The sequence below is a fragment of the Ornithinimicrobium cryptoxanthini genome (genome assembly GCF_023923205.1).
GTDB classification, from domain to species: domain Bacteria; phylum Actinomycetota; class Actinomycetes; order Actinomycetales; family Dermatophilaceae; genus Ornithinicoccus; species Ornithinicoccus cryptoxanthini.
Genome location: NZ_CP099490.1, coordinates 719901 through 740763 on the forward strand (window position 1 = coordinate 719901; position 20863 = coordinate 740763).

Below are 20863 nucleotides of genomic sequence, written 5' to 3' on the forward strand. Positions count from 1 at the left end.
CGCCCTAGTCCTGCAGCATCGCCGAGCCGAGCAGCGACTCCGGCACGCCAAGGCCCTCGACGAGCTCGAGCGCGATCGGCCGCAGCGACTGGCACAGCTGGTTGATCGCAGGGACGATCGCCTTGGCGCGGTTGGCGGACATCCTGTTGTGCTCCTGGAACCAGCCACGGTCGGCGGCCAGACTGCTCAGCGCATAGAGGTCGCACAGCCTGCCCAGCACCTCCGCGGTCCCCTCGTCCTCGCAGCGGTCGATGCCCGCGATGAAGGACTCGAGGATCACCCGGTCGGTGTGCGTGCGCGCGGCCATGAGCAGGTGGTCCTGGGTGGCGTTGAAGGCCTCGAACGCCTTGCTCTCGTCCTGCCCGGCCGTCCGCATCCGCTGCGCCAGGCTGTCCAGCACGTGCCGTTCCCGCTCCTCGAACATCGCGATGTGCCAGCTGCGCTCGAGCACCGACTCGCTCTCGCTGCGCCCCTGGGCGGTCGCCATGATCCGCTCGACCACCGGTCGCGCGGCGGCGCGCTCGATGACGGTGCCGCCGAAGGTCCGCACGGCAGCCTGGACCATGCCGAACATGTCAAGGTCGCCCCACATCTCCTTGTAGTTCGTGAGCAGCCCCTTGGCGACCAGCTGGAACAGCACCGTGTTGTCGCCCTCGAAGGTGGCGAACACGTCCGCGTCGCGACGCAGCTCCGTCAGTCCGTTCTCGGCCATGTAGCCAGCGCCGCCGCACGCCTCGCGCGCGGTCTGGATCGCGTCGTTGGCGAAGGCGGTGCTGACCGCCTTCATCCCGGCAGCCCGGGTCTCCAGCTCACGCTGCGCCCGCTGGTCGCGCTCGCCGGCAGGCTTGGACTGCACCGCCTCGAGGTCCTGGAGCAGCCCGTCCTGGGCGAACGCCAGGGCATAGGAGGTGGCGATGGCCGGCAGCAGCTTGCGCTGGTGTGCCAGGTAGTCGAGCAGCACGACCTCGTGGTCCCGGCCAGGCGCGGTGAACTGGGTCCGCTGCATCCCGTAGCGCGTGGCGATCGACAACGCCTTGCGGGCAGCCTGGGCGGCACCGCCAGCCACCGAGATCCGGCCGCGGACCAGGGTGCCCAGCATGGTGAAGAAGCGCCGGTTCTGGTTGTCGATGGGGGAGTGGTAGCTCCCGTCCTCGGCCACGCCGCCGTAGCGGCTCAGCAGCATCGTGCGGGGCACGCGCACCTGCTCGAAGCGGAAGGTGCCGTTGTCGACGCCGTCCAGTCCGCCCTTGGCACCGTTGTCTCCGGTCGTCACGCCGGGGGCGGGGTTGCCCGAGGAGTCGCGCACCGGCACCAGGACGGCGTGGATGCCGTGGTCCGCACCGGCCACGCGCAGCTGCCCGAAGACGACCGCCATCCGCGCGTCCTCGGCGGCGTTGCCGATGTAGGTCTTGGTCGAGGTCGGCGTGGGGGAGTGCACCACCAGCTCATCGGTGTCCGGCTCATAGGTGATCGTGGTCTCCAGCGACTGCACGTCGCTGCCGTGACCCACCTCGGTCATGGCGAAGGCACCGGGCAGCTCGAGGCTGATCACCCTGGGCGCGAACTCCTGCACCTGCTCGTCGGTGCCGAGGCTGACGATCGCGCCACCGAACAGGCCAAAGTGGACGCCGACCTTGACGGTCAGCGACAGGTCGGTCAGGGCCAGCGACTCGAAGTCGGCCACGGCGGCCGCCACGTGTCCGTCACCGCCGACGGAAGTGGGGAAGCCCGCTCCACCGCGACCGCGGTCGACGAGCGCCTGGATCGCCCCGCGGGTCCAGTCGCGGGCCTCGGCAACCGACATCGAGGGGTCGCGCAGGAACGTGCCGTCCGCGCTCAGCAGCTCACGCAGGTGCGCGCGCTGCTCGGCGTAGTGGCCGTCCACCGCCAGGCGGAGGGAGGCGCCGAGGGCCGTCAACCTCTCGGAACCGACACTGACCTGCTGGGTCCCGCCCGTGTCGGCCTGTTCGTGCGTGTTCATCTCAGTCTGTTCGTGCGTGCTCATCTGGGTGACCTCACGGTGCGAATCGCTGGTGCGGGTGCTCATCTCTTCAGTCCTCGTCGTTGTTACGGGTGGGGGTGTATGCCGTGCCGCCCATGCCGGTGAAGGCGGGGGCGAACAGGGTGGTCACGTCGGCGACGACAGCACTCCGGGGGCGCGGCCGGTCGCTGGTGAGCCAGTGGTCGGCGGCGGCACGCACGAAGCCGACGAGGCCATGGCCCCACGTCTCCGCACTCGACGCGTCCTGACCGTGCCGGATCAGGTAGGACTCCATAGCCTGAGTGACCTGGATGCCGATCCGGTCGGTGATGCGGGCCACGGGGTCGCTGTCGACCGTGCCGTCGACGAGGGGGCGGGTGACCACGAAGCGATAGATCTCAGGGTCCTTCTCGACCAGGACCAGGTAGGCGTCCACCATTGCGGCGACCAGGGCCGTCGCATCGTCGGGGTCCGCGCCGACCAGGGCTGCGCCGAGGCTGTCCAGGATCCGTTGGTCCACGGACTCGACGACCGCGGCATACAGCCCGGTGCGGTCCCCGAAGTGCCGATAGACGACGGTCTTGCTGGTGCCGGCCTCGGCCGAGATGTCCTCCATCCCGACACTCGGTCCGTGCGCTCGGATGGCGCGCAGCGCGGCCTCCACCAGCTCGCGGCGCCGTTGGGCACGATGCTGCACCCAACGCCTGTCGCGTCCATCGCCATGTGCGGTCATACCGACACAGTACCTAGTACGAGCCGTACCTGCTACTGTCGGTATCGGATAGTTACCCAGACCATAGTTAACCCAGACCCTCGCACCGCAGGAGCTCCTGATGGCCCCAGTCCGCAACGCTGTCATCGTCGGTGGCAACAGAATCCCGTTCGGCAAGTCCGGCGGCGCCTATGCCTCCGTGTCCAACCAGGACATGCTCACCGCCGCCCTCGACGGGCTGGTCGCCCGCTTCGGGCTGGCCGGCGAGCGGGTCGGGGAGGTCGCCGCCGGCGCCGTGCTCAAGCACAGCCGCGACTTCAACCTCACCCGCGAGACGGTCCTGGGCTCCGCGCTCGACCCGACCACCCCGGCATACGACCTCCAGCAGGCCTGCGGGACCGGCCTGGAGACTGTGATCCAGGTCGCCAACAAGATCGCCCTCGGTCAGCTCGACAACGCGATCGCCGGAGGTGTCGACAGTGCGAGCGACGCGCCGATCGCGGTCGGTGAGGGGCTGCGTCGGGCGCTGCTGAAGGCCAACCACGCGAAGTCTGCAGTGGCGCGCGCCAAGGCCTTTGCCTCGATCCGTCCGGCTGACCTCGCCCCGGAGACCCCGCGCAACAGCGAGCCCCGCACCGGGCTATCCATGGGCGAGCACCAGGCCCGCACGACCAAGGAGTGGGGCATCACCCGCGAGGCGCAGGACGAGCTGGCCGCCGCCAGCCACCACAACCTGGCGCGCGCGTGGGACGAGGGCTTCTTCGACGACCTGGTGACCCCGTTCCGCAGGCAGACCCGGGACCAGGGTCTGCGCCCCGACACCTCGGTCGAGAAGCTGGCCAAGCTGTCGCCGGTCTTCGGCAAGGGTGAGGGTGCCACGATGACGGCCGGCAACTCGACGCCGCTGTCCGACGGTGCCGCGCTCGTGTTCGTCGCCGAGGAGGAGTGGGCTCGCAGCCGCAACCTGCCGGTGCTGGCCCGCTTCGTCGACGCTGAGGTCGCGGCCGTGGACTACGTCGACGGCGGTGAGGGTCTGCTGATGGCGCCGGCGTATGCCGTGCCCCACCTGCTCGCCCGTCAGGGCTTGACCCTGCAGGACTTTGACCTCTATGAGCTCCACGAGGCGTTCGCCTCGACGGTGCTCAGCACGCTCGCAGCGTGGGAGTCGCCGGAGTTTGCCACCGAGCGGCTCGGGCTCGAGGCCCCCCTCGGCTCCATCGACCGCAGCCGGCTGAACGTCAACGGGTCCTCCCTCGCGGCCGGGCACCCGTTCGCCGCGACCGGTGGACGCATCGTCGCGTCGCTGGCAAAGATGTTGTCCGAGAAGGGGTCTGGCTCGCGGGGGCTGATCTCGATCTGTGCTGCCGGCGGCCAGGGCGTCGTCGCGATCCTGGAGGCTGTGTGATGACGAAGGTGCTCAACGTGCTGACCGGCAACCCGGTGACCAAGGCCATGGGCAAGCAGCTGGGCCTGCCCCAGCCCGTGGAGCTGCGTCGGGGTCGCACGCTGCCGACCGGCGACGTGGCGCTCGCGGTGCTCGACGGGTCCGGCACCGCCTCCGCCGCGACGCGTGAGGCACTCAAGGAGCTCAAGGTCGCCACCGCGACCGCAGTCCGCGACGACCCCGCGGCGCGCACCACGGACGATGAGGGACGCGCCGTTCCCCCGGCCTACGAGGCTCGGATCGGCGCGATCGTCGTCGACGCGACGGCTCTGGCGGCGGTGACCGAGCTGGAGGGCGTGCGCGCTGTCCTGCGCCCCGCGCTGAAGGCGATGAGTGCCTCCGGTCGCGTCATCGTGGTGGGCACCGCCCCCGAGCTGACCGCGACACCCGAGGCGGCGGCGACCCAGCAGGCGCTCGAGGGCATCATGCGCAGCGTCGGCAAGGAGCTGCGCAAGGGCGCGACGGCCAACCTGGTCTGGGTCTCCGGTGAGACGACCGGGTCAGGGCTGGCCTCCACGATCTCCTTCCTGCTCGACGGCCGCTCGGCCTATGTCTCCGGTCAGCCGTGGCGGGTGCTGGGTGCCGAGCCCGGCCAGGTCCCGACCGACCGTGCGAGGCCATATGCCGGCAGCATCGTGGTCGTCACCGGTGCCGCCCGCGGGATCGGCGCAGGCATCGCCGAGGTGTTTGCCCGGGACGGGGCCCAGCTCGTGGTCGTCGACATGCCGGCCTCCGGCGAGGCACTCACCCAGGTGGCCAACCGCTTCGGCGGGACCGCGCTGCAGCTGGACATCACCTCCCCGGACGCCGGTCAGAAGATCGCGGCCCATGTCGTCGCGCGCCACGGCAAGGACGCCCGGATCCACGCCATCGTGCACAACGCGGGCATCACCCGCGACAAGCTGCTCGTCAACACCGACGAGGACCGCTGGGGCAGCGTCATCGACGTCAACCTCGCCGCCGAGCTGCGGATCAACGAGGTGCTGCTGGACCAGGAGGTCGACGGCGGTCTGGCGCAGGGCGGCCGCATCATCGGCGTGGCCTCGACGTCGGGCGTCGCGGGCAACCGTGGGCAGAGCAACTACGCCGCCAGCAAGGCTGGTGTGATCGGTCTGGTCCGAGCCCAGGCTCCGCTGCTGGCTGATCGCGGCATCACTGCCAACGCGGTGGCTCCGGGGTTCATCGAGACCGAGATGACCGACCGCATCCCGTTTGCGACGCGTGAGTTCGGTCGCCGCTTCAACAGTCTGAGCCAGGGCGGCAAACCGGTCGACGTCGCCGAGACGATCGCCTATCTCGCGGCGCCGGACAGCGGCGCGGTCACCGGTCAGGTGATCCGCGTCTGCGGCCAGTCCCAGATCGGGGCCTGAGCATGGCGCAGGACCAGCTGGACGTCGACGTCGAGCTGCTCGACGGCCTGCCGAGCGTCGGTGTCGGGATCGCCCGGGCACTGGTGCCGGCCAAGCGCGGCGGGCCCAACGGCCACCTGCCGGAGCGCCGGGTGATGGTCGCCGCACTGGAGCAGGACGCGGAGCGCTTCGCGGCATACTCCCGCGTCTGTGGGTTCACGGTGCGCGACCACGTGCCGGCCACCTGGCTGCACGTGCTCACCTTCCCGCTGCAGGTGCACCTGATGGCGGCCCAGGACTTCCCGCTGGGGCTGGCCGGGCTGGTGCATGTCGCCAACTCGATGACGCTGCACCGACCGGTCGGCATCGACGAGGAGGTGACGCTGTCCAGCAGCGCCGCCGACCTGCGGGGCCACCGTTCCGGCACGCAGGTCGACCTGCTCGGCGAGGCTCGCGTCGGGGACGAGGTCGTTTGGACCGGGCGCAGCACCTATCTCGCCCGGGGCAAGCGCCCCTCCGGCAGCCCGGAGCCCACGTCCGACGAAGCGGTCGGCGGCCAGCAGAACCACTCTCAAAATGCGCGGGAGACCGACGAAACCCCTACGAAAATGGGTGTGGATCCGACCGCGCTGTGGCGGCTGCCGGCCGGGCTGGGGCGCGACTATGCCGCGGTCTCCGGCGACGTCAACCCGATCCATCTGAGCTCCCTCACGGCCAAGGCGTTCGGCTTCCCCCGGGCCATCGCGCACGGCATGTGGACGCATGCACGCGCCCTGGCGGCGCTGGAGGGTCGGCTGCCACCGGCCTACGAGGTCGAGGTTGACTTCCGCAAGCCGGTCCTGCTGCCGTCGACCGTCGGGTTCGCGTCCTCGCACGCTGAGGGTCAGACGGACTTCCAGGTCGCTTCCAAGGACGGCTCGCGGGTGCACCTGACCGGTTCGCTCAGGCCCCTGCGCGCCTCGGGAACGCAGCACCACAGCACCTGATCGACCCGCAGCAGCCGTCACGGACCCTCGATTTCGTCCGCGCCGGGTCGGCCGTGTAAAGTCTGCGGAGCGCTGTGCGCCCAGGGTGCGTCCCGGGCGGCGGAGCAAGCCCCCCTAGCTCAGTCGGTAGAGCGTCTCCATGGTAAGGAGAAGGTCAACGGTTCGATTCCGTTGGGGGGCTCAGGGAAGCCACCTGGCCGTCGAGGCCGATGGCACCGCCCAAGGCGGGATAGCTCAGCTGGTTAGAGCGCACGACTCATAATCGTGAGGTCGCGGGATCGAGCCCCGCTCCCGCTACTCGCGCGAATTCGGTCCACAGCCGATGATCGCGTATCCTTGAGTGCTGCTGTCCGCCTGCGTCTACGCGCGGCGGACCTTAAGTTCGCACCACACATCATCGTTTCGAGAGCAGGTTGCCCCGTGGCTACTAAGAGCGCCGACGTCCGCCCGAAGATCACTCTGGCGTGCACGGAGTGCAAGGAGCGCAACTACATCACCAAGAAGAACCGGCGCAACAACCCTGACCGGGTCGAGCTGGCGAAGTTCTGCCCGCGCTGCGGCAAGCACACCGCGCACCGCGAGACCCGCTGACGCACTCCCGCTGACCCCGGTCAGCAGCCGAAGGCCGTCGCCCCACTGGGGCGGCGGCCTTCGTCGTGCCCGAGGAGTATGCCGGGGTGCTGATCTGCGCAGGGCACTCGCGCACATCCCGCTGGAGAGGCGGCAGATAGTCTGGTCGGCATGTCTGTCAACCCCGACTACGCCGGCCGGGAGTATCCGCCGGCCGGCCCCTTCCCCGTCACCCGCGAGGAGATCGCCGCCTTTGCCGAGGCGATCGGCTCGACGAGCCCGGCACACCGCGACCCGGTCGCGGCCCAGGCGCTCGGTCACGCCGACGTGGTGGCGCCGCCAACCTTCGCGGTGCGGCTGGCCCAGCAGTGCGAGGCCCAGGTGGTCCAGGACCCGGAGGCCGGCATCGACTTCTCCCGGGTGGTGCACGGCGAGGAGTCCTTCACCCACCACCGACCGATCATCGCCGGCGATGTGCTGACCGGGGTCCTGCACATCGACCGCATCCGGGAGGCGGGCGGTCACGGCATGGTCAGCACCCGCGTGGAGCTGACCGATGCCGACCAGGCGCCGGTGACCACGGTGAAGTCCACCATCGTCGTGAGGGGACAGGGCTGATGACCGAGCTGACCACCGATCCGGGCGCCCTGACCCGCATCGTGACCGTCGACCGCGCCCGCCTCGTCGACTATGCCAACGCCTCCGGCGACCAGAACCCGATCCACCAGGACGAGGAGTTCGCCAGGTCGGTCGGGCTGCAGGACGTCATCGCGCACGGCATGTGGACCATGGGCGCGGCGCTCGACGTGGTCACCGCCTATGTGGGTGGCGACCCCGGCCGCATCCTGTCGTGCGCGACGAGGTTCACCGGCATGGTTGTCGTGCCGGCGGGCCAGACCGTCGAGGTGCTCGTCGAGGGCGTGGTCACCAGGAGTGACGAGGAGGCCGGCACCCAGACCCTGGAGCTCACCGCCACCTGCGCCGGGGAGAAGGTCCTGGGTCGCTGCCAGGCGCTCGTGCGCGCATGACGCAGGCCGACCGGCCACCCTCCACCCTGGCTGAGCTGACCACGATGCGGGTGGGCGGTCCGGCCGCCCGGTTCGTCACCGCCACCACCGAGGCCGAGCTGATCGACGCCGTCCGCGAGACCGACGAGGCGGGAGAGCCGCTGCTGGTGCTCGCCGGCGGCTCCAACCTGCTCATCAGTGACGACGGCTTCCCCGGCACGGTCGTCATCGTGCGCACGTCCGGCATCGAGGTGCCGGACGCCTCGGCCTGCGGCGGAGTCACCGTGACCGTCGCCGCCGGTGAGGTCTGGGACGACGTCGTGGCCCATGCCTGCGAGCAGGGCTGGTCCGGCACCGAGGCGCTCTCCGGCATCCCCGGGTCGACGGGGGCGACGCCGGTGCAGAACGTCGGGGCCTATGGCCAGGAGGTGGCCCAGACGATCGCCCAGGTGCGGGTCTGGGACCGCGAGGAGCAGCGGGTGCGCACGCTCTTCGCGGACGACCTCCACTTCACCTATCGGCACTCGGTGCTCAAGGACTCGATGGTCGGTCCCGCAGCGCGTGCCGGTGCGGTGACCCCGCGCCACGTCGTGCTGTCGGTGACCTTCTCGCTGCGCCCCACCGAGCTGTCCCAGCCGGTGGCGTATGCCGCGCTGGCCGACGGTCTGGGCGTCGAGCTGGGGTCACGGGTGCCACTGCAGGAGGCCCGGGAGGCGGTGCTGGCGCAGCGCCGCAACCGCGGCATGGTGCTGGACCCGGCCGACCACGACACCTGGTCGTGCGGCTCGTTCTTCACCAACCCGATCCTGTCGGCCGGTGACTTCGAGACGCTGCGGGCACGGGCCGTGGAGCGGTGGGGCCCAGACGGGCCGGTGCCCCCACAGTTCACCGCACCCGACGCGATGGTCAAGACCTCGGCAGCGTGGTTGATCGACAGGGCGGGCTTCAGCAAGGGGCACGGCCTGCCAGGTCCAGCGGCGCTGTCCACCAAGCACACGCTCGCGCTGACCAACCGTGGCGACGCCAGCGCGGCAGACCTCGTGGCTCTGGCCCAAGAGGTCCGCGCCGGTGTCGCGGACGCCTTCGGGGTCAGCCTCGTCAACGAACCGGTGCTCGTCGGCCTGTCACTCTGAGCCGCCCCTCACGACCAGCACCGCGACCCAGCTGCGCTGCAGCCACACACCGCGTCAGGTCGCAGGGTCACCTCGAGGCCGAGCAACAAGGTCACTCCCCGCCACACCCACGCCAGGAAGATCCCGACGCTCAGGAGGCGATCCAGTCCTCGATCTCCGCGAGCACCGCGGCCTTGGTGGACTCCGGTGCCCGGCTGCCCCTGATCGAGCCGCGGGCCAGCTCGGCCAGCTGCTCGTCGCTCAGCCCGTGGTCGTGACGGGCCGACTCGTACTGCGCGAGCAGTCGCGAGCCGAACAGCAGTGGGTCGTCGGCGCCCAGCGCGATGCCGACACCGGACTCCACGAGCTGACGCAGCGGGACATCGGCCAGGTCGTCATAGACCCCCAGCGCCACGTTGCTGCTCGGGCACACCTCGAGGGTGACGCCACGCTGCACCAGGGTGCGCAGCAGGGCCGGCTCCTCGGCGGCCCGCACCCCGTGCCCCAGCCGGTCGGGCTCAAGGTGGGTCAGCGCGTCACGCACGTGCTCGGGACCCAACAGCTCACCGGCGTGCGGCACGGAGGCCAGCCCCGCCCTGGCCGCGATCTGGAAGGCCCTTTCGAAGTCGGCGGTGTCGCCGCGGCGCTCGTCGTTGGACAGACCGAAGCCGACGACCGTGCCCGCCTGGTCGCCGGCATACTGACCCGCGAGGCGGGCCAGGGTCCGGGCGTCCAGCGGGTGCCGGGTGCGGCTTGCCGCGACGATCACCGCCACCTGGGTGCCGGTCTCGCGCGTCGCGGAGCGCGCCTCGTCCAGGACGATCTCGATCGCCGGGGTGATCCCGCCGACGAACGGGGCGTATGACGTGGGGTCGACCTGGATCTCCAGCCACCGGGAGCCCTCGATGGCGTCATCCTCGGCCGCCTCCCGCACGATGCGTCGCATGTCGGACTCGTCGCGCACACACGCCCGCGCGGTGTCATAGAGCCGCTGGAAGCGGAACCACCCGCGCTCGTCCGTGGCGCGCAGGCGCGGTGGCCAGTCAGCCAGCAGGGCGGCGGGCAGCCGCAGACCGTGCTTGTCCGCGAGCTCGCGCAGCGTGGTGATGCGCATCGACCCGGTGAAGTGCAGGTGCAGGTGCGCCTTGGGGAGCGCCTGGACGGATCGGGGCATGAGTCCTTGTCTACCGCACGCCGGCGACGGTCGGTCGCAGGCCCGGGCCGGTGCTGGGACAGACTAGGGGCATGTTCGAGTCGATGAGCGTGGGACGACGACGATCCCGGGACGACGAGCCCGCGCAGAGGGAGGCGCCCGACGCGAACCCGGACGAGCGCCACCGGCCGGTGATCGGACTCGCGCTCGGGGGCGGCGGCGCCCGGGGCCTGTGCCACATCGGGGTGATGCGCGTGCTTGAGGAGGAGGGCATCGGGGTCGATGTCGTGTCCGGGACCAGCATGGGCGGACTGATCGGGGCCTTTATCGCGGCGGGTTACACCTCGGCGCAGATGACCGAGATCGCCACTGACCTGCGGTGGACCAAGCTCATCGACTGGAGCCCGCTGTCGGGGCGGCTGATCAACACCAAGGGCTTCGAGCGCTGGCTCTCCGACGTGCTGCCCGCGACGTTCGAGGAGCTGGAGATGCCGTTGGTGCTCACGGCCACGGACATCACGGACGGTCGGATCCACTACAGCCAGAGCGGTGACCTGATCACGGCGTTGCGGGCCACGACCGCCTATCCCGGTGCCATCGAGCCCATCGCGGTCGGTGCCGCTCGGCTGGTGGACGGCGGTCTGCTCAACCAGATCCCGGTGGACGGAGCGCTGTTCCTCGGGGCGCACCGGGTGCTGGCGGTCAACGCCACGCCGCTGGCCAGGGTCGATCACCGCCGCGAGGACGCCGGCTCGCCCCGGCTGAAGCTGCGCGTCGGCACCATCAAGGAGCTGATGCGCGCCGTCGACGTGATGCAGGCCCAGCTGACCATGGCCAGGCTGTCGTTCTACAAGCCCGACGTGCTGCTGGACCCGGTCATCGCGGGCGTCGAGATCACCGACTTCCACAAGGCCGACCAGGCGATCGAGGCGGGCGAGCACGTCGCGCGCGAACACCGGGACACCCTCCGCTCCCTGGTCGGCCCCTAGGGCCCGGGCGGTCGGCTCACCCCGGCGTCGGCCGCTGGCCGCAGCGCTCGGCGCAGGTAGTCGTCGCGCACCCGGGTCATCTGCTGGCTCACCTCGGCGTCCGGGGCGGTGATCTCGGAGCCGTGGTAGGCACCGGCCCAGAGGTGGAGGTCCACGCTCACCCCGGCCTGGCTCAACCGCAGGGCGTGCTCGACCGCCTCGTCGCGGAAGGCGTCGCAGTCGCCGACGTCGATGTAGGTGCGCGGCAGCCTGGTGAGGTCAGTTGCTCGGGCTGGCACGGCATACGGCGACACGGCGGTCCCTCCCCGCCGTTCGCCGAGCAGCGCGGTCCACCCGAAGAGGTTGTCGTGGCGGTCCCACGTGCCCTCCCCGTCCAGCATCTGGCTGCTGTGCGACTCCATGCGGTCATCCAGCATCGGATAGAAGAGCACCTGGTGGGTCAGGTGGGGGAAGCCGCGGTCGCGGGCGAGCAGGGCCGTGCCCGCAGCCAGACCGCCACCGGCACTGCCACCGATGATCATGATGCGGCCGGGGTCGATGTCCAGCTCGGCCGCGTGCTCGGCGGTCCACACCAGTCCGGCATAGCAGTCCTCCACCGGGGCGGGGTCGGGGTGCTCGGGTGCCAGCCGGTAGTCGACGGACACGAGGACGGCTCCTGCCGCGACGTGCGGCAGGAAGGGCTCGATCTGGGACCTGCTGTTGCCCATGACCATGCCGCCGCCGTGCGTGTGGAACATCGCCGGCCACGGGCCGTGGCCGACAGCAGGGGACAGGATCAGCACCGAGATGTCCACGCCGGGATCGGAGCTGGGCACGGTGCGCTCCGTGAGGCAGATCGCGCCGCCCATGGTCAGGTCCGCGGGCTCCACCCCGAGGGGTCCCTGCGCTGTCAGGTGACGGATCTGGGCCAGGGTCTGCGTCGAGAGTTTCGGCAGCAGCCCGGTCCGGGCCGCCAGGACCGGGACCAGCTCGGCGTCGAAGGCCGGCCGTGCCGGGGCGTCGGGGCCCATCAACCGCGCTCGCCGGCGGAGACGACGCCGGGGTCAGCGAGGGGGGCCGCGTCTCGGGCCGCGGCGACCGCGAGCTCAATGCTGCGCTGGAGGGGGGCGTAGTGCTGGATCACGGCTTCTTGGTAGGCCAAGCTGTCGCCCTCCTCGAGGGCGGACAGCATGTGCTCATGGGCCTCGACCGTGTCGTCGATGGCCGCCGAGGTGGGGATGGCCAGCATCGGCACGACGCAGGTGTGCACCTCCCAGAAGGCACCCACCAGCTGGCGGACGATCGTGTTGTCGAGCGGGCTCAGCAACCGCCGGTGGAACTCGCCGTCCTGGTCGGTGAAGAACTCACCGGCGTGGCTGCGCCGACGCATCTCGTCCACCAGCTCGCGCAGCTCGTCGTTGGTCGTGCCGCGGTAGACCTGGCTCAGCTCGTCGGCCACGCCGAGGTCGAGCGCGATCCGCACCTGCAGCACCTCACGGAGCGTGCGGAAGCTGCCGTCCTGGTTGAGCGAGCCGCGGAAGATCAGCCCCGAGACCAGCGGAGCGAGGGACAGGCCCCCCACATAGGTGCCGTAGCCGTGTCGCACCTTGACGATGTCGAGCGACTCCAGGGTGCGGATCGCCTCGCGCACTGAGGAGCGGGACACGCCCAGTGCGTCGCCGAGCTCGGCCTCCGTGGGGAGCGGGTCGCCGGGGGTCAGCCCCTCGTCCCGGATGAACCCCTTGATCTCCTCGGCGGTCGACCAACCTGTCTGTCGCCGCCGCCGCGGCAGTGGGGGACGGGCCTCCTGAGAGATAGACACGCAGACCTCCTTGACGTCATGCCTTCGAGGCTTTAGTGTTCCACAACACCAGACATCAGACGTCCTATGTCATGTCACCCGAAAGGCTAGCGATCAATGACGAACGCTCTCAACCACTCGGCCTCGCGCCGTGGCTTCCTGCGGCTCGCCGGCTCGGTGTCCCTGGCCGCAGGCTTCACTGCCGCGCTGGCCGGTTGCGCCCCCGACGACACCAACACCCCCAGCACCTCTGACGACGCTACGGGCAGCGCGCCCGGCGCACCTGCTGAGAACGGCACCATCACCGGCGCGATCTCCTACGAGCTCGGCACCAACGGCTACGACCCGATGACCACCACTGCTGCACTGACTGTCGCGGTCAACTGGCACACGATGGAGGGCCTGACCGAGATCGACCCGGCCACCCGTGAGGTCTATGCGGCCCTGGCGACGGAGCTGCCCGCCGTGGCCGAGGGTGGCACCTCCGTGGACGTTACCCTGCGTGACGGTGCGGTCTTCCACGACGGGAGCCCGGTCACCGCCGAGGACGTCGTCTACTCCTTCGAGCGCGTGCTCGACCCGGAGAACGCCTCCCTCTATGCCAGCTTCATCCCCTTCATCGCCGGCGTGAAGGCCAAGGACGACACGACCGTCACCATCGACCTCAAGTTCCCGGTCGGCGTCCTTGCCGAGCGTCTCGCGGTCGTCAAGATTGTCCCGAAGGCTGCGGCCAGCGGAGACCGCGAGGCCTTCGACGCCAACCCGGTGGGCACCGGTGCCTGGAAGATGACGGACAACGGTGCCGTGAGCAAGATCGTCAGCTTCGAGCGCAACGACGACTACACCGGCCCGCGCCCCGCGCGCGCAGCCAAGATGGCCTGGCAGATCATCCCCGACCCGGCCACGCGCACCAACGCGCTGCAGTCCAAGAGCGTCCAGGCGATCGACTCCGTGCCCTACCTGTCGATCGACCAGCTCAAGTCCTCGGCGTCCGTGGAGTCCGTGCAGGGCTTCGGTCTGCTCTTCGCGATGTTCAATGGCACGGAGGGCAACCCGTTCGCCGACGTGCGCAACCGGCAGGCCTTCCTGTATGCCCTCGACATGGACAAGATCATCGACACCGGTCTGACCGGTCAGGCGGAGGCCGCGTCCTGCTTCGTGCAGAAGGACCACCCCGCCTACCAGGAGGCCGCGGTCGTCTACAGCCTCGACCTGGAAAAGGCGAAGTCGCTCTTCTCCGAGACCGGGTTGACCAGCTTCCGGGTGCTGGCGACCAACCACGACTGGGTCAAGCAGTGCACGCCGATCCTCCTGGAGAGCCTCAAGGCCGCCGGAGTGGAGGTGCAGTTCGAGGAGAAGCAGTCGGCCGACGCCTACACCACGATCGACGGCAACCCGGACGCCTACGACGTCTTCGTCGCCCCGGGGGACCCGTCCGTGTTCGGCAACGACGCCGACCTGCTGCTGCGCTGGTGGTACGGCGGCGACATCTGGACTGACTCCCGCATGCACTGGAAGGGCAGCGAGACCTACGACACGGTCCAGGGTCTGTTCGAGACGGGTCTGCAGGCCACCGAGGAGCAGGCTCAGCTGGACGCCTGGCACGAGATCTTCGACGTGATCTCCGAGGACGTGCCGCTCTATCCGTTGTTCCACCGCAAGGCTCCTACCGCCTGGGACGACGCGTCGCTGGTGGACTTCCAGCCGATCTCGCTGACCGGTCTGAGCTTCGGCGGCGTCGCCTCCACGAAGTAGCCACCAGCCGGCGGGCGGGGGCACACCCCCGCCCGCCGGTCCCGAGCCCACCACGCCGCGTCGAAGGAGATGCCGTGTCCAACCTGCTCAGACTGATCGGGAGGCGCCTGATCGCGCTGCCGATCATGATCCTGGGGGTCACCCTGCTGGTCTTCCTGGTGATGTCTCTGTCACCGGCCGACCCGGCGCGGTTGGCACTGGGCGAGTCGGCCTCGGAGGACGCCCTCGAGGCCTACCGCGAGCGCAACGGGCTCAACGAACCTCTGGTGACCCGCTATCTCAGCTTCCTCGCGGGTCTGGTGCGTGGCGACCTGGGCACGACCAGCGGCAACGCCGAGGTCACCGAGGTCGTGGCCCAGGCCTTCCCGATCACGTTGCAGCTCACCTTCATCGGGCTGGCCATCGCGATCGTGCTCTCGCTGGTGCTGGGAGTGCTGGCCGCGCTCTATCGCGACCGGCTCGTCGACCAAATCATCCGGGTGCTGTCGATCGCGGCCCTGGCCACGCCGTCGTTCTGGCTGGCCATCCTGCTTATCCAGTGGCTCGGGACGATCCCGGGCGCGTGGGGTCTCTTCCCCGCGCTGATCCTGCAGTGGGTGCCGTTCCTGGAGGACCCGGGGACCTACACCAACAACATCTTCCTCCCGGCGGTCGCGCTCGCGGTGCCCGTGGCCGGCTCGCTGATCCGCGTCGTGCGCACCGCGATGGTCGAGGAGCTCGATCGCGACTATGTGCGCACCGCGATCGGGTCTGGGATCCCGCGCGGTGAGGTCGTCGCCCGCAACGTGCTGCGCAACGCGCTGATCACCCCGCTGACCGTCCTCGGGCTGCGCGTCGGCTACCTGATGGGTGGGGCGGTCATCATCGAGATCATCTTCAACATCCGCGCCATGGGCCAGCTCATCCTCGACGGGGTGACCCGCAACGACGTCTTCCTCGTGCAGGGCGTCACCCTCGTCGTCGCCATCGCCTTTATCGTCGTCAACATCGTGGTCGACCTGCTCTATGTGATGGTCAACCCGAGGATCCGGAACATCTGATGCGCCGTCGACTCACGGACCGTCTCGTCGCCGCTCCGGGTGCCCGCCTGGGCGCGCTGCGCGACCTGCCCCTGCCGTCCAAGGTGGCGCTGAGCCTGCTCACGGTGCTCGGGCTGGTCGCCCTCTTCGCCCCTCTTCTCGTCCCGGCCGGGCCCTATGCCATCGGTCCGGCGGTCCAGCCCCCCGGCGCCGAGCACTGGTTCGGCACCGACGGCAGCGGGCGTGACATCCTTGCGCGCGTCGTCTATGGAGCCCGCTCCTCCCTGCTCATCGGCCTGTGCGCCACCGGGGGCGCGCTCCTGGTGGCAGCCGTGCTCGGCTCGATCGCCGCCACGAGCGGGCGTGTGGTCTCCGAGATCCTCATGCGGATCCTCGACATCGTGATGAGCTTCCCGGGGATCGCGCTGGCCGCGGTCTTCGTGGCGGTCTGGGGCACCAGCCTGCCGGTGATCATCTTTGCCATCGGTTTCCTCTATGTGCCGCAACTGGCCCGCGTGATCCGGGCCAACGTGCTGGCGCAGTTCGGCGAGGACTATGTCGCCGCCTCCCGCGTCATGGGGGCCAGCACGACGAGGATCCTGATCAAGCACGTGGCCCGCAACACGCTGGCACCGATCATGGTGTTTGCCACGGTTCTGGTCGCGGACGCCATCGTGCTCGAGGCCTCGCTCTCCTTCATCAACGCCGGTGTGCGACCCCCGGACCCCTCCTGGGGCAACATCCTGGCCGAGGGCAAGCAGCTGCTCCTGTCGGGCTACTGGTGGCCCACCTTCTTCCCCGGTCTGATGATCCTGCTCACGGTGCTCTCCCTCAACGTGCTGGCTGAGGGCCTGACCGACGCGCTGGCGAGTCCGCGGATCCGGCGCTCGGTCGACGTCGAGGCCGACGAGGAGGCCCAGACCGGTGCCCCCAGCACCGAGCCCACCGTGGCCGACGAGCTGCCCAGCCAGGGCATGACCGTCGGGGTGACCGGCAACGTGATGGACCTGGCCGCCGAGGAACCGGCAGAGTTCGACACCGAGGAGCACAACCCCGGCGCCACCCCCGGTGAGGGTGCCGCCACCGACGGAGTCGCGGATCTTGGTGGCCCCGCCGTCGGTGCCGGCGACGGCCGTCCCGTCCTGGGCCGGACCGACGCCCAGCAGGCGCGTGCGCTGCTGGCTGCCAGCCTGGAGACCCTGCGCGTCGCGGAGCAGGGGCGCACCGACCGACTCGTCTATGACGACCCGTCGGCCGAACCACTGCTGGAGGTGCGCAACCTCTCGATCGCCTTCCCTGAGGCGCACGGTGACGTGGACATCGTTGATGACGTGTCCTTCAGCGTGCGCCCCGGCGAGACGATGGGTCTGGTCGGGGAGTCGGGCTGCGGCAAGTCGATCACCGCCATGTCGATCATGGGACTGCTGCCGCCGACCGCGCGGATCAGTGGTGAGATCCGGTTCGAGGGGCAGGACGTGCTGACGCTGACCGCCACGCAGCGCAACGCCCTGCGCGGCCACGCCATGGCGATGGTCTATCAGGACGCCCTGTCCAGCCTCAACCCCTCGATGCTCGTGAGCTCGCAGCTGCAGCAGCTCATCCGTCGGGGTGGGAAGCGGACGGCGGCCGAGCTCATGGAGCTGGTCGACCTCGACCCGAAGCGGACGCTGAAGTCCTATCCGCACGAGCTGTCCGGCGGCCAGCGTCAGCGGGTGCTGATCGCGATGGCGCTGACCCGCAACCCTCGCCTGCTCATCGCCGACGAGCCGACCACAGCCCTCGACGTGACCGTGCAGCAGCAGGTCGTCGACCTGCTCAACGAACTGCGCCGCGAGCTCGGGTTCGCCATGGTCTTCGTCAGCCACGACCTGGCGCTGGTGGCCCAGCTGGCACACCGGATCACGGTGATGTATGCCGGACAGGTCGTCGAGCAGGGAGCCACCTCCGAGCTGCTCCTCGACCCACGTCACGAATACACCAGGGGACTGCTGGGGTCAGTGCTGTCCATCGAGTCCGGCGCGGCGCGGCTGCACCAGGTGCCCGGCACCGTCCCGTCTCCACGTGACTTCGTGGCCGGCGACCGCTTCGCCCTGCGATCGGCATACGCCGGGATCGGGGTCGACACGCGACCGGACCTGCGTCTGGTCCCCGGGACCACCCACAGCTATGCCTCCACCGATGCGCTGGAGTCCGTGAAGGCACAGGAGGCCCACCGATGATGACTCGACTCGAGCGTGGCACCACCCCTGGTGGCGCCACGGACATCCCCGTCATCGAGCTGCGTGACGTGCACGTGGTGCACAAGGCGCGCACCGGGAGCCTGTTCCGCCCCGACCGGGTGCACGCGGTCGCCGGCGTCGACTTCCAGGTCAGCCGCGGCGAGACCGTCGGCATCGTCGGCGAGTCCGGGTCGGGCAAGTCCACGCTGGCCCGGGTCATGGTCGGCCTGCAGCGACCCACGCAGGGGCAGGTGCTCTTCCGCGGCGAGGCACTGCGCCACGGCTCCCGCGACCGTCGCACCCTGGGCCGTGCCGTGTCCGTAGTCTTCCAGGACCCAGCGACCGCGCTGAACCCGCGGATGGTGGTGCGCGAGCAGCTCATCGACCCGTTGCGGGTGCACGGCATCGGCGATGAGCGCTCCCGGTTGGCGCGGGTGCGCGACCTCATCCAGCTGGTCGGACTGCCGCTGTCCGCGCTGGAGGTGCTCCCGCGACAGATCTCGGGCGGCCAGCGGCAGCGCGTCGCCATCGCCCGTGCCCTCACCCTCGAGCCCGACGTCGTCGTCGCCGACGAACCCACCTCGGCCCTCGACGTCTCGGTGCGCGCGCAGGTCCTCAACCTGCTCACCGACTTAAAGGACGAGCTGGGTCTCGGGCTGGTCTTCATCAGCCACGACATCAGCACCGTGCGTTATGTCTCCGACCGGGTGGCCGTGATGAACGGCGGCCTGATCGTCGAGACCGGCCCCACGTGCGAGGTCCTGACCAACCCCACCGACCCCTACACCCGCACCCTGCTCGCCGCGACGCCGTCGCTGCTCTGAGCGTCAGCCACCCCGAGAGGATCGCTATGACCGGCCACCGCATCACCGGTGTCGTCCCGCCCGTGCTCACCCCGTTCACCGCCGACGGAGAGATCGACCTGCCCTCGCTCGAGCGGCTGGTGACCCGGATGATCGAGGCCGGCGTCGACGGTCTGTTCGCCCTCGGGTCCAGCAGCGAGACCGCCTATCTGGACGACAGCCGCCGGGTGGCGGTCCTCGAGGCGGTCATGGGCATCGCGGCGGGGCGGGTCCCCGTCCTCGCCGGAGTGATCGAGACCCAGCTCGAGCGGGTGCTGACCCAGGTGCGGGTGGCCGAGCGGCTGGGTGCCGCGGGAGTGGTGGCGACAGCCCCGTTCTATGCGATCACCGGACCCGACGAGACCGAGGCGCACTTCCGGGGGATCGCGGCGGCCACCGACCTGCCGGTGTGGGCCTATGACATCCCCGTCTGCACGCACCTCAAGCTCGGCGCGGACCTGCTCGTCCGGCTGGGCGCGGAGGGCGTGCTCACCGGAGTCAAGGACTCCTCCGGGGACGACGTGGGGTTCCGGCGGCTCGCGATGAAGAACCGCGCTGCGGGAGAGCCGCTCAGCCTCCTGACGGGCCACGAGGTCGTCGTGGACGGGGCCTATCTGGCCGGTGCCCACGGCTCGGTGCCGGGACTCGGCAACGTCGACCCGGCCGGCTACGTCCGGATGCACCGGGCGGCCCGCGACGAAGACTGGGTGACGGTGCGCGCGGAGCAGGACCGGCTCGCCGCGCTCTTCGAGATCGTCTTCGTCCCTGGTGACAAGGTGGGAACCACCGCCGGCATCGGTGCCTTCAAGACGGCCCTGCGCCACCTCGGTGTCATCGAGACCAACGTGATGTCCCCTCCGATGGTGGTGCTCAACGACGACCACGCGCGCCGGATCGGCGCGATCTGTGACGCGGTCGCCGTGGGCGCCGTCGCCAGTGCCTAGGGCGCTCGCGGTCGACATCGGCGGCACGAAGCTCGCCGCCGGGATCGTCGAGCTGCCCGGACCGGTCGTCACGCACCGTCGCACGGTCGCGACGCCGGCCCAGGAGGGCGGGGGCGCCGTCCTGGCGGCGGTCACCCAGCTCGGGCGCGCGGTGCTGCAGGACGCCGCCGACGACGGCCTCGGTGTGGATGTCATCGGTGTGGCCAGTGCTGGCACGGTCAGTCCTGCCGACGGACGGATCACCCACGCCACCGACACGCTGCCCGCCTGGGCCGGCACCCCGCTCGGCGAGCACCTGGCCAGCGTGCTGGACCGACGCACGACGGTCCTCAACGATGTCCACGCCCACGGGGTCGGGGAGGCGGTGTATGGCGAGGGCGCCGGGCACCGCAGCGTCCTGGTCGTGGCCGTGGGCACCGGTGTGGGTGGCGCCCTGGTCGTCGGTGGTGAGCCGATGGTCGGCGCGCACGGCGTGGCCGGCCACGCCGGTCATCTCCCCGTGCCGGAGGCTGCTGGTCTGCGGTGCACCTGTGGCCGGGTCGGACACCTGGAGGGCCTTGCCTCCGGCGCCGGACTCCGGGCAGACTTCCTGCGCCGCACCGGTCAGGACCTGCCAGCCCGCGAGATCGCGGCGCTGCTGACGGGTCCCGACGGCGCCGGTCCGGACCGGGACAACGACCACGCGGACAGTGACCTGGTCGCGGCCGCCCACGCGGTGCTCGAGGCCTCCGGCCGGGCGACCGGCCGAACGATCGGGTCCCTGCTCAACGTCCTGGACCCGGACATCGTGGTGGTCGGCGGTGGCCTGGCCCAGGCGCCGCACCCCTGGCGCGACTCGTTGACCGAGGGGGTTGCCCTGGAGGCGATGGATCCCGTCGCGGACACCAGGGTCGTCATCTCCTCAGCCGGCCCGGACGCGGCCCTGTGGGGAGCAGCACACGTCGCCCTCCGGCGCGCTGGCTCCGGCCTGCTCTAGAGTCCGTCCCAAGTTCGCCACGACC

Annotated in this window: 19 protein-coding genes and 2 tRNA genes; 16 read left to right on the top strand and 5 right to left on the bottom strand. The window is 70.4% G+C overall.

What is annotated here, in order from left to right; all coding sequences use genetic code 11:
• Window positions 1-4 precede the first annotated feature (4 nt).
• On the bottom strand, window positions 5-2047 hold the full coding sequence (locus NF557_RS03355; protein ID WP_252621674.1) for an acyl-CoA dehydrogenase family protein: 2043 nt from the start codon (window positions 2045-2047) through the stop codon (window positions 5-7).
• A gap of 4 nt (window positions 2048-2051) precedes the next feature.
• Window positions 2052-2714, bottom strand: a complete 663-nt coding sequence (locus NF557_RS03360) for a TetR/AcrR family transcriptional regulator (RefSeq protein WP_252621675.1) — start codon at window positions 2712-2714, stop codon at window positions 2052-2054.
• A gap of 100 nt (window positions 2715-2814) precedes the next feature.
• Here NF557_RS03360 and NF557_RS03365 point away from each other — a divergent pair, with 100 nt between their 5' ends.
• The 9 genes from NF557_RS03365 to NF557_RS03405 all read left to right on the top strand — a co-directional run bounded on the left by NF557_RS03365 (window position 2815) and on the right by NF557_RS03405 (window position 9182).
• Window positions 2815-4098: an acetyl-CoA C-acetyltransferase gene (locus NF557_RS03365; RefSeq protein ID WP_252621676.1), complete on the top strand. Its 1284-nt coding sequence runs from the start codon at window positions 2815-2817 to the stop codon at window positions 4096-4098.
• A complete protein-coding gene (locus tag NF557_RS03370) occupies window positions 4098-5507 on the top strand; it encodes a 3-oxoacyl-ACP reductase (RefSeq protein ID WP_252621677.1) in 1410 nt (469 codons plus the stop codon). Before NF557_RS03365 ends, NF557_RS03370 begins: the two co-directional genes overlap by 1 nt.
• Before the next feature lie 2 nt (window positions 5508-5509).
• Window positions 5510-6472 carry a MaoC family dehydratase gene (locus NF557_RS03375; RefSeq protein ID WP_252621678.1) on the top strand — a complete coding sequence of 321 codons (963 nt, stop codon included), beginning with the start codon at window positions 5510-5512 and terminating at the stop codon, window positions 6470-6472.
• Between the two features lie 108 nt (window positions 6473-6580).
• Window positions 6581-6653, top strand: a tRNA-Thr gene (locus NF557_RS03380).
• 42 nt (window positions 6654-6695) lie between these two features.
• Window positions 6696-6769, top strand: a tRNA-Met gene (locus NF557_RS03385).
• A 123-nt stretch (window positions 6770-6892) separates the two neighbouring features.
• The gene (gene rpmG / locus NF557_RS03390) at window positions 6893-7063 is read left to right on the top strand and encodes a 50S ribosomal protein L33 (RefSeq protein WP_146314699.1); all 171 of its coding nucleotides are present in this window, start codon (window positions 6893-6895) and stop codon (window positions 7061-7063) included.
• 150 nt (window positions 7064-7213) lie between these two features.
• Window positions 7214-7660 carry an FAS1-like dehydratase domain-containing protein gene (locus NF557_RS03395; protein ID WP_252621679.1) on the top strand — a complete coding sequence of 149 codons (447 nt, stop codon included), beginning with the start codon at window positions 7214-7216 and terminating at the stop codon, window positions 7658-7660.
• Entirely contained in the window at window positions 7660-8070 is a 411-nt protein-coding gene (locus NF557_RS03400) for a MaoC/PaaZ C-terminal domain-containing protein (RefSeq protein WP_252621680.1), read from the top strand. Before NF557_RS03395 ends, NF557_RS03400 begins: the two co-directional genes overlap by 1 nt.
• On the top strand, window positions 8067-9182 hold the full coding sequence (locus tag NF557_RS03405) for a UDP-N-acetylmuramate dehydrogenase (RefSeq protein WP_252621681.1): 1116 nt from the start codon (window positions 8067-8069) through the stop codon (window positions 9180-9182). The genes NF557_RS03400 and NF557_RS03405 overlap by 4 nt, the downstream gene beginning before the upstream one ends.
• Window positions 9183-9312: 130 nt before the next feature.
• Here the strand turns inward: NF557_RS03405 and NF557_RS03410 are convergent, their stop codons facing one another.
• Window positions 9313-10335, bottom strand: coding sequence for an adenosine deaminase (locus NF557_RS03410; RefSeq protein WP_252621682.1), 1023 nt, complete (start codon window positions 10333-10335; stop codon window positions 9313-9315).
• A gap of 71 nt (window positions 10336-10406) precedes the next feature.
• Between NF557_RS03410 and NF557_RS03415 the strand changes: the two genes are divergently transcribed.
• The gene (locus NF557_RS03415; protein WP_252621683.1) at window positions 10407-11303 is read left to right on the top strand and encodes a patatin-like phospholipase family protein; all 897 of its coding nucleotides are present in this window, start codon (window positions 10407-10409) and stop codon (window positions 11301-11303) included.
• On the opposite strand, the gene NF557_RS03420 is transcribed toward NF557_RS03415, so the two are convergent.
• Window positions 11300-12313, bottom strand: coding sequence for an alpha/beta hydrolase fold domain-containing protein (locus NF557_RS03420; protein WP_252621684.1), 1014 nt, complete (start codon window positions 12311-12313; stop codon window positions 11300-11302). The genes NF557_RS03415 and NF557_RS03420 overlap by 4 nt on opposite strands.
• On the bottom strand, window positions 12313-13104 hold the full coding sequence (locus NF557_RS03425; protein ID WP_252621685.1) for a FadR/GntR family transcriptional regulator: 792 nt from the start codon (window positions 13102-13104) through the stop codon (window positions 12313-12315). Before NF557_RS03425 ends, NF557_RS03420 begins: the two co-directional genes overlap by 1 nt.
• Window positions 13105-13200: 96 nt before the next feature.
• On the opposite strand from NF557_RS03425, the gene NF557_RS03430 reads away from it, so the two are divergent.
• From NF557_RS03430 to NF557_RS03455, 6 genes are all read left to right on the top strand, one after another.
• Window positions 13201-14838 carry an ABC transporter substrate-binding protein gene (locus NF557_RS03430; protein ID WP_252621686.1) on the top strand — a complete coding sequence of 546 codons (1638 nt, stop codon included), beginning with the start codon at window positions 13201-13203 and terminating at the stop codon, window positions 14836-14838.
• 74 nt (window positions 14839-14912) lie between these two features.
• Window positions 14913-15878 (top strand): ABC transporter permease, encoded by a 966-nt coding sequence (locus tag NF557_RS03435; protein ID WP_252621687.1) that lies wholly within the window; start codon window positions 14913-14915, stop codon window positions 15876-15878.
• The gene (locus NF557_RS03440; RefSeq protein ID WP_252621688.1) at window positions 15878-18076 is read left to right on the top strand and encodes a dipeptide/oligopeptide/nickel ABC transporter permease/ATP-binding protein; all 2199 of its coding nucleotides are present in this window, start codon (window positions 15878-15880) and stop codon (window positions 18074-18076) included. Before NF557_RS03435 ends, NF557_RS03440 begins: the two co-directional genes overlap by 1 nt.
• Window positions 18073-18900, top strand: coding sequence for an ABC transporter ATP-binding protein (locus NF557_RS03445; protein WP_252621689.1), 828 nt, complete (start codon window positions 18073-18075; stop codon window positions 18898-18900). The genes NF557_RS03440 and NF557_RS03445 overlap by 4 nt, the downstream gene beginning before the upstream one ends.
• Window positions 18901-18926: 26 nt before the next feature.
• Window positions 18927-19862 (top strand): dihydrodipicolinate synthase family protein, encoded by a 936-nt coding sequence (locus NF557_RS03450; RefSeq protein ID WP_252621690.1) that lies wholly within the window; start codon window positions 18927-18929, stop codon window positions 19860-19862.
• On the top strand, window positions 19855-20838 hold the full coding sequence (locus tag NF557_RS03455; RefSeq protein ID WP_252621691.1) for an ROK family protein: 984 nt from the start codon (window positions 19855-19857) through the stop codon (window positions 20836-20838). Before NF557_RS03450 ends, NF557_RS03455 begins: the two co-directional genes overlap by 8 nt.
• The last annotated feature ends 25 nt before the right edge of the window (window positions 20839-20863 follow it).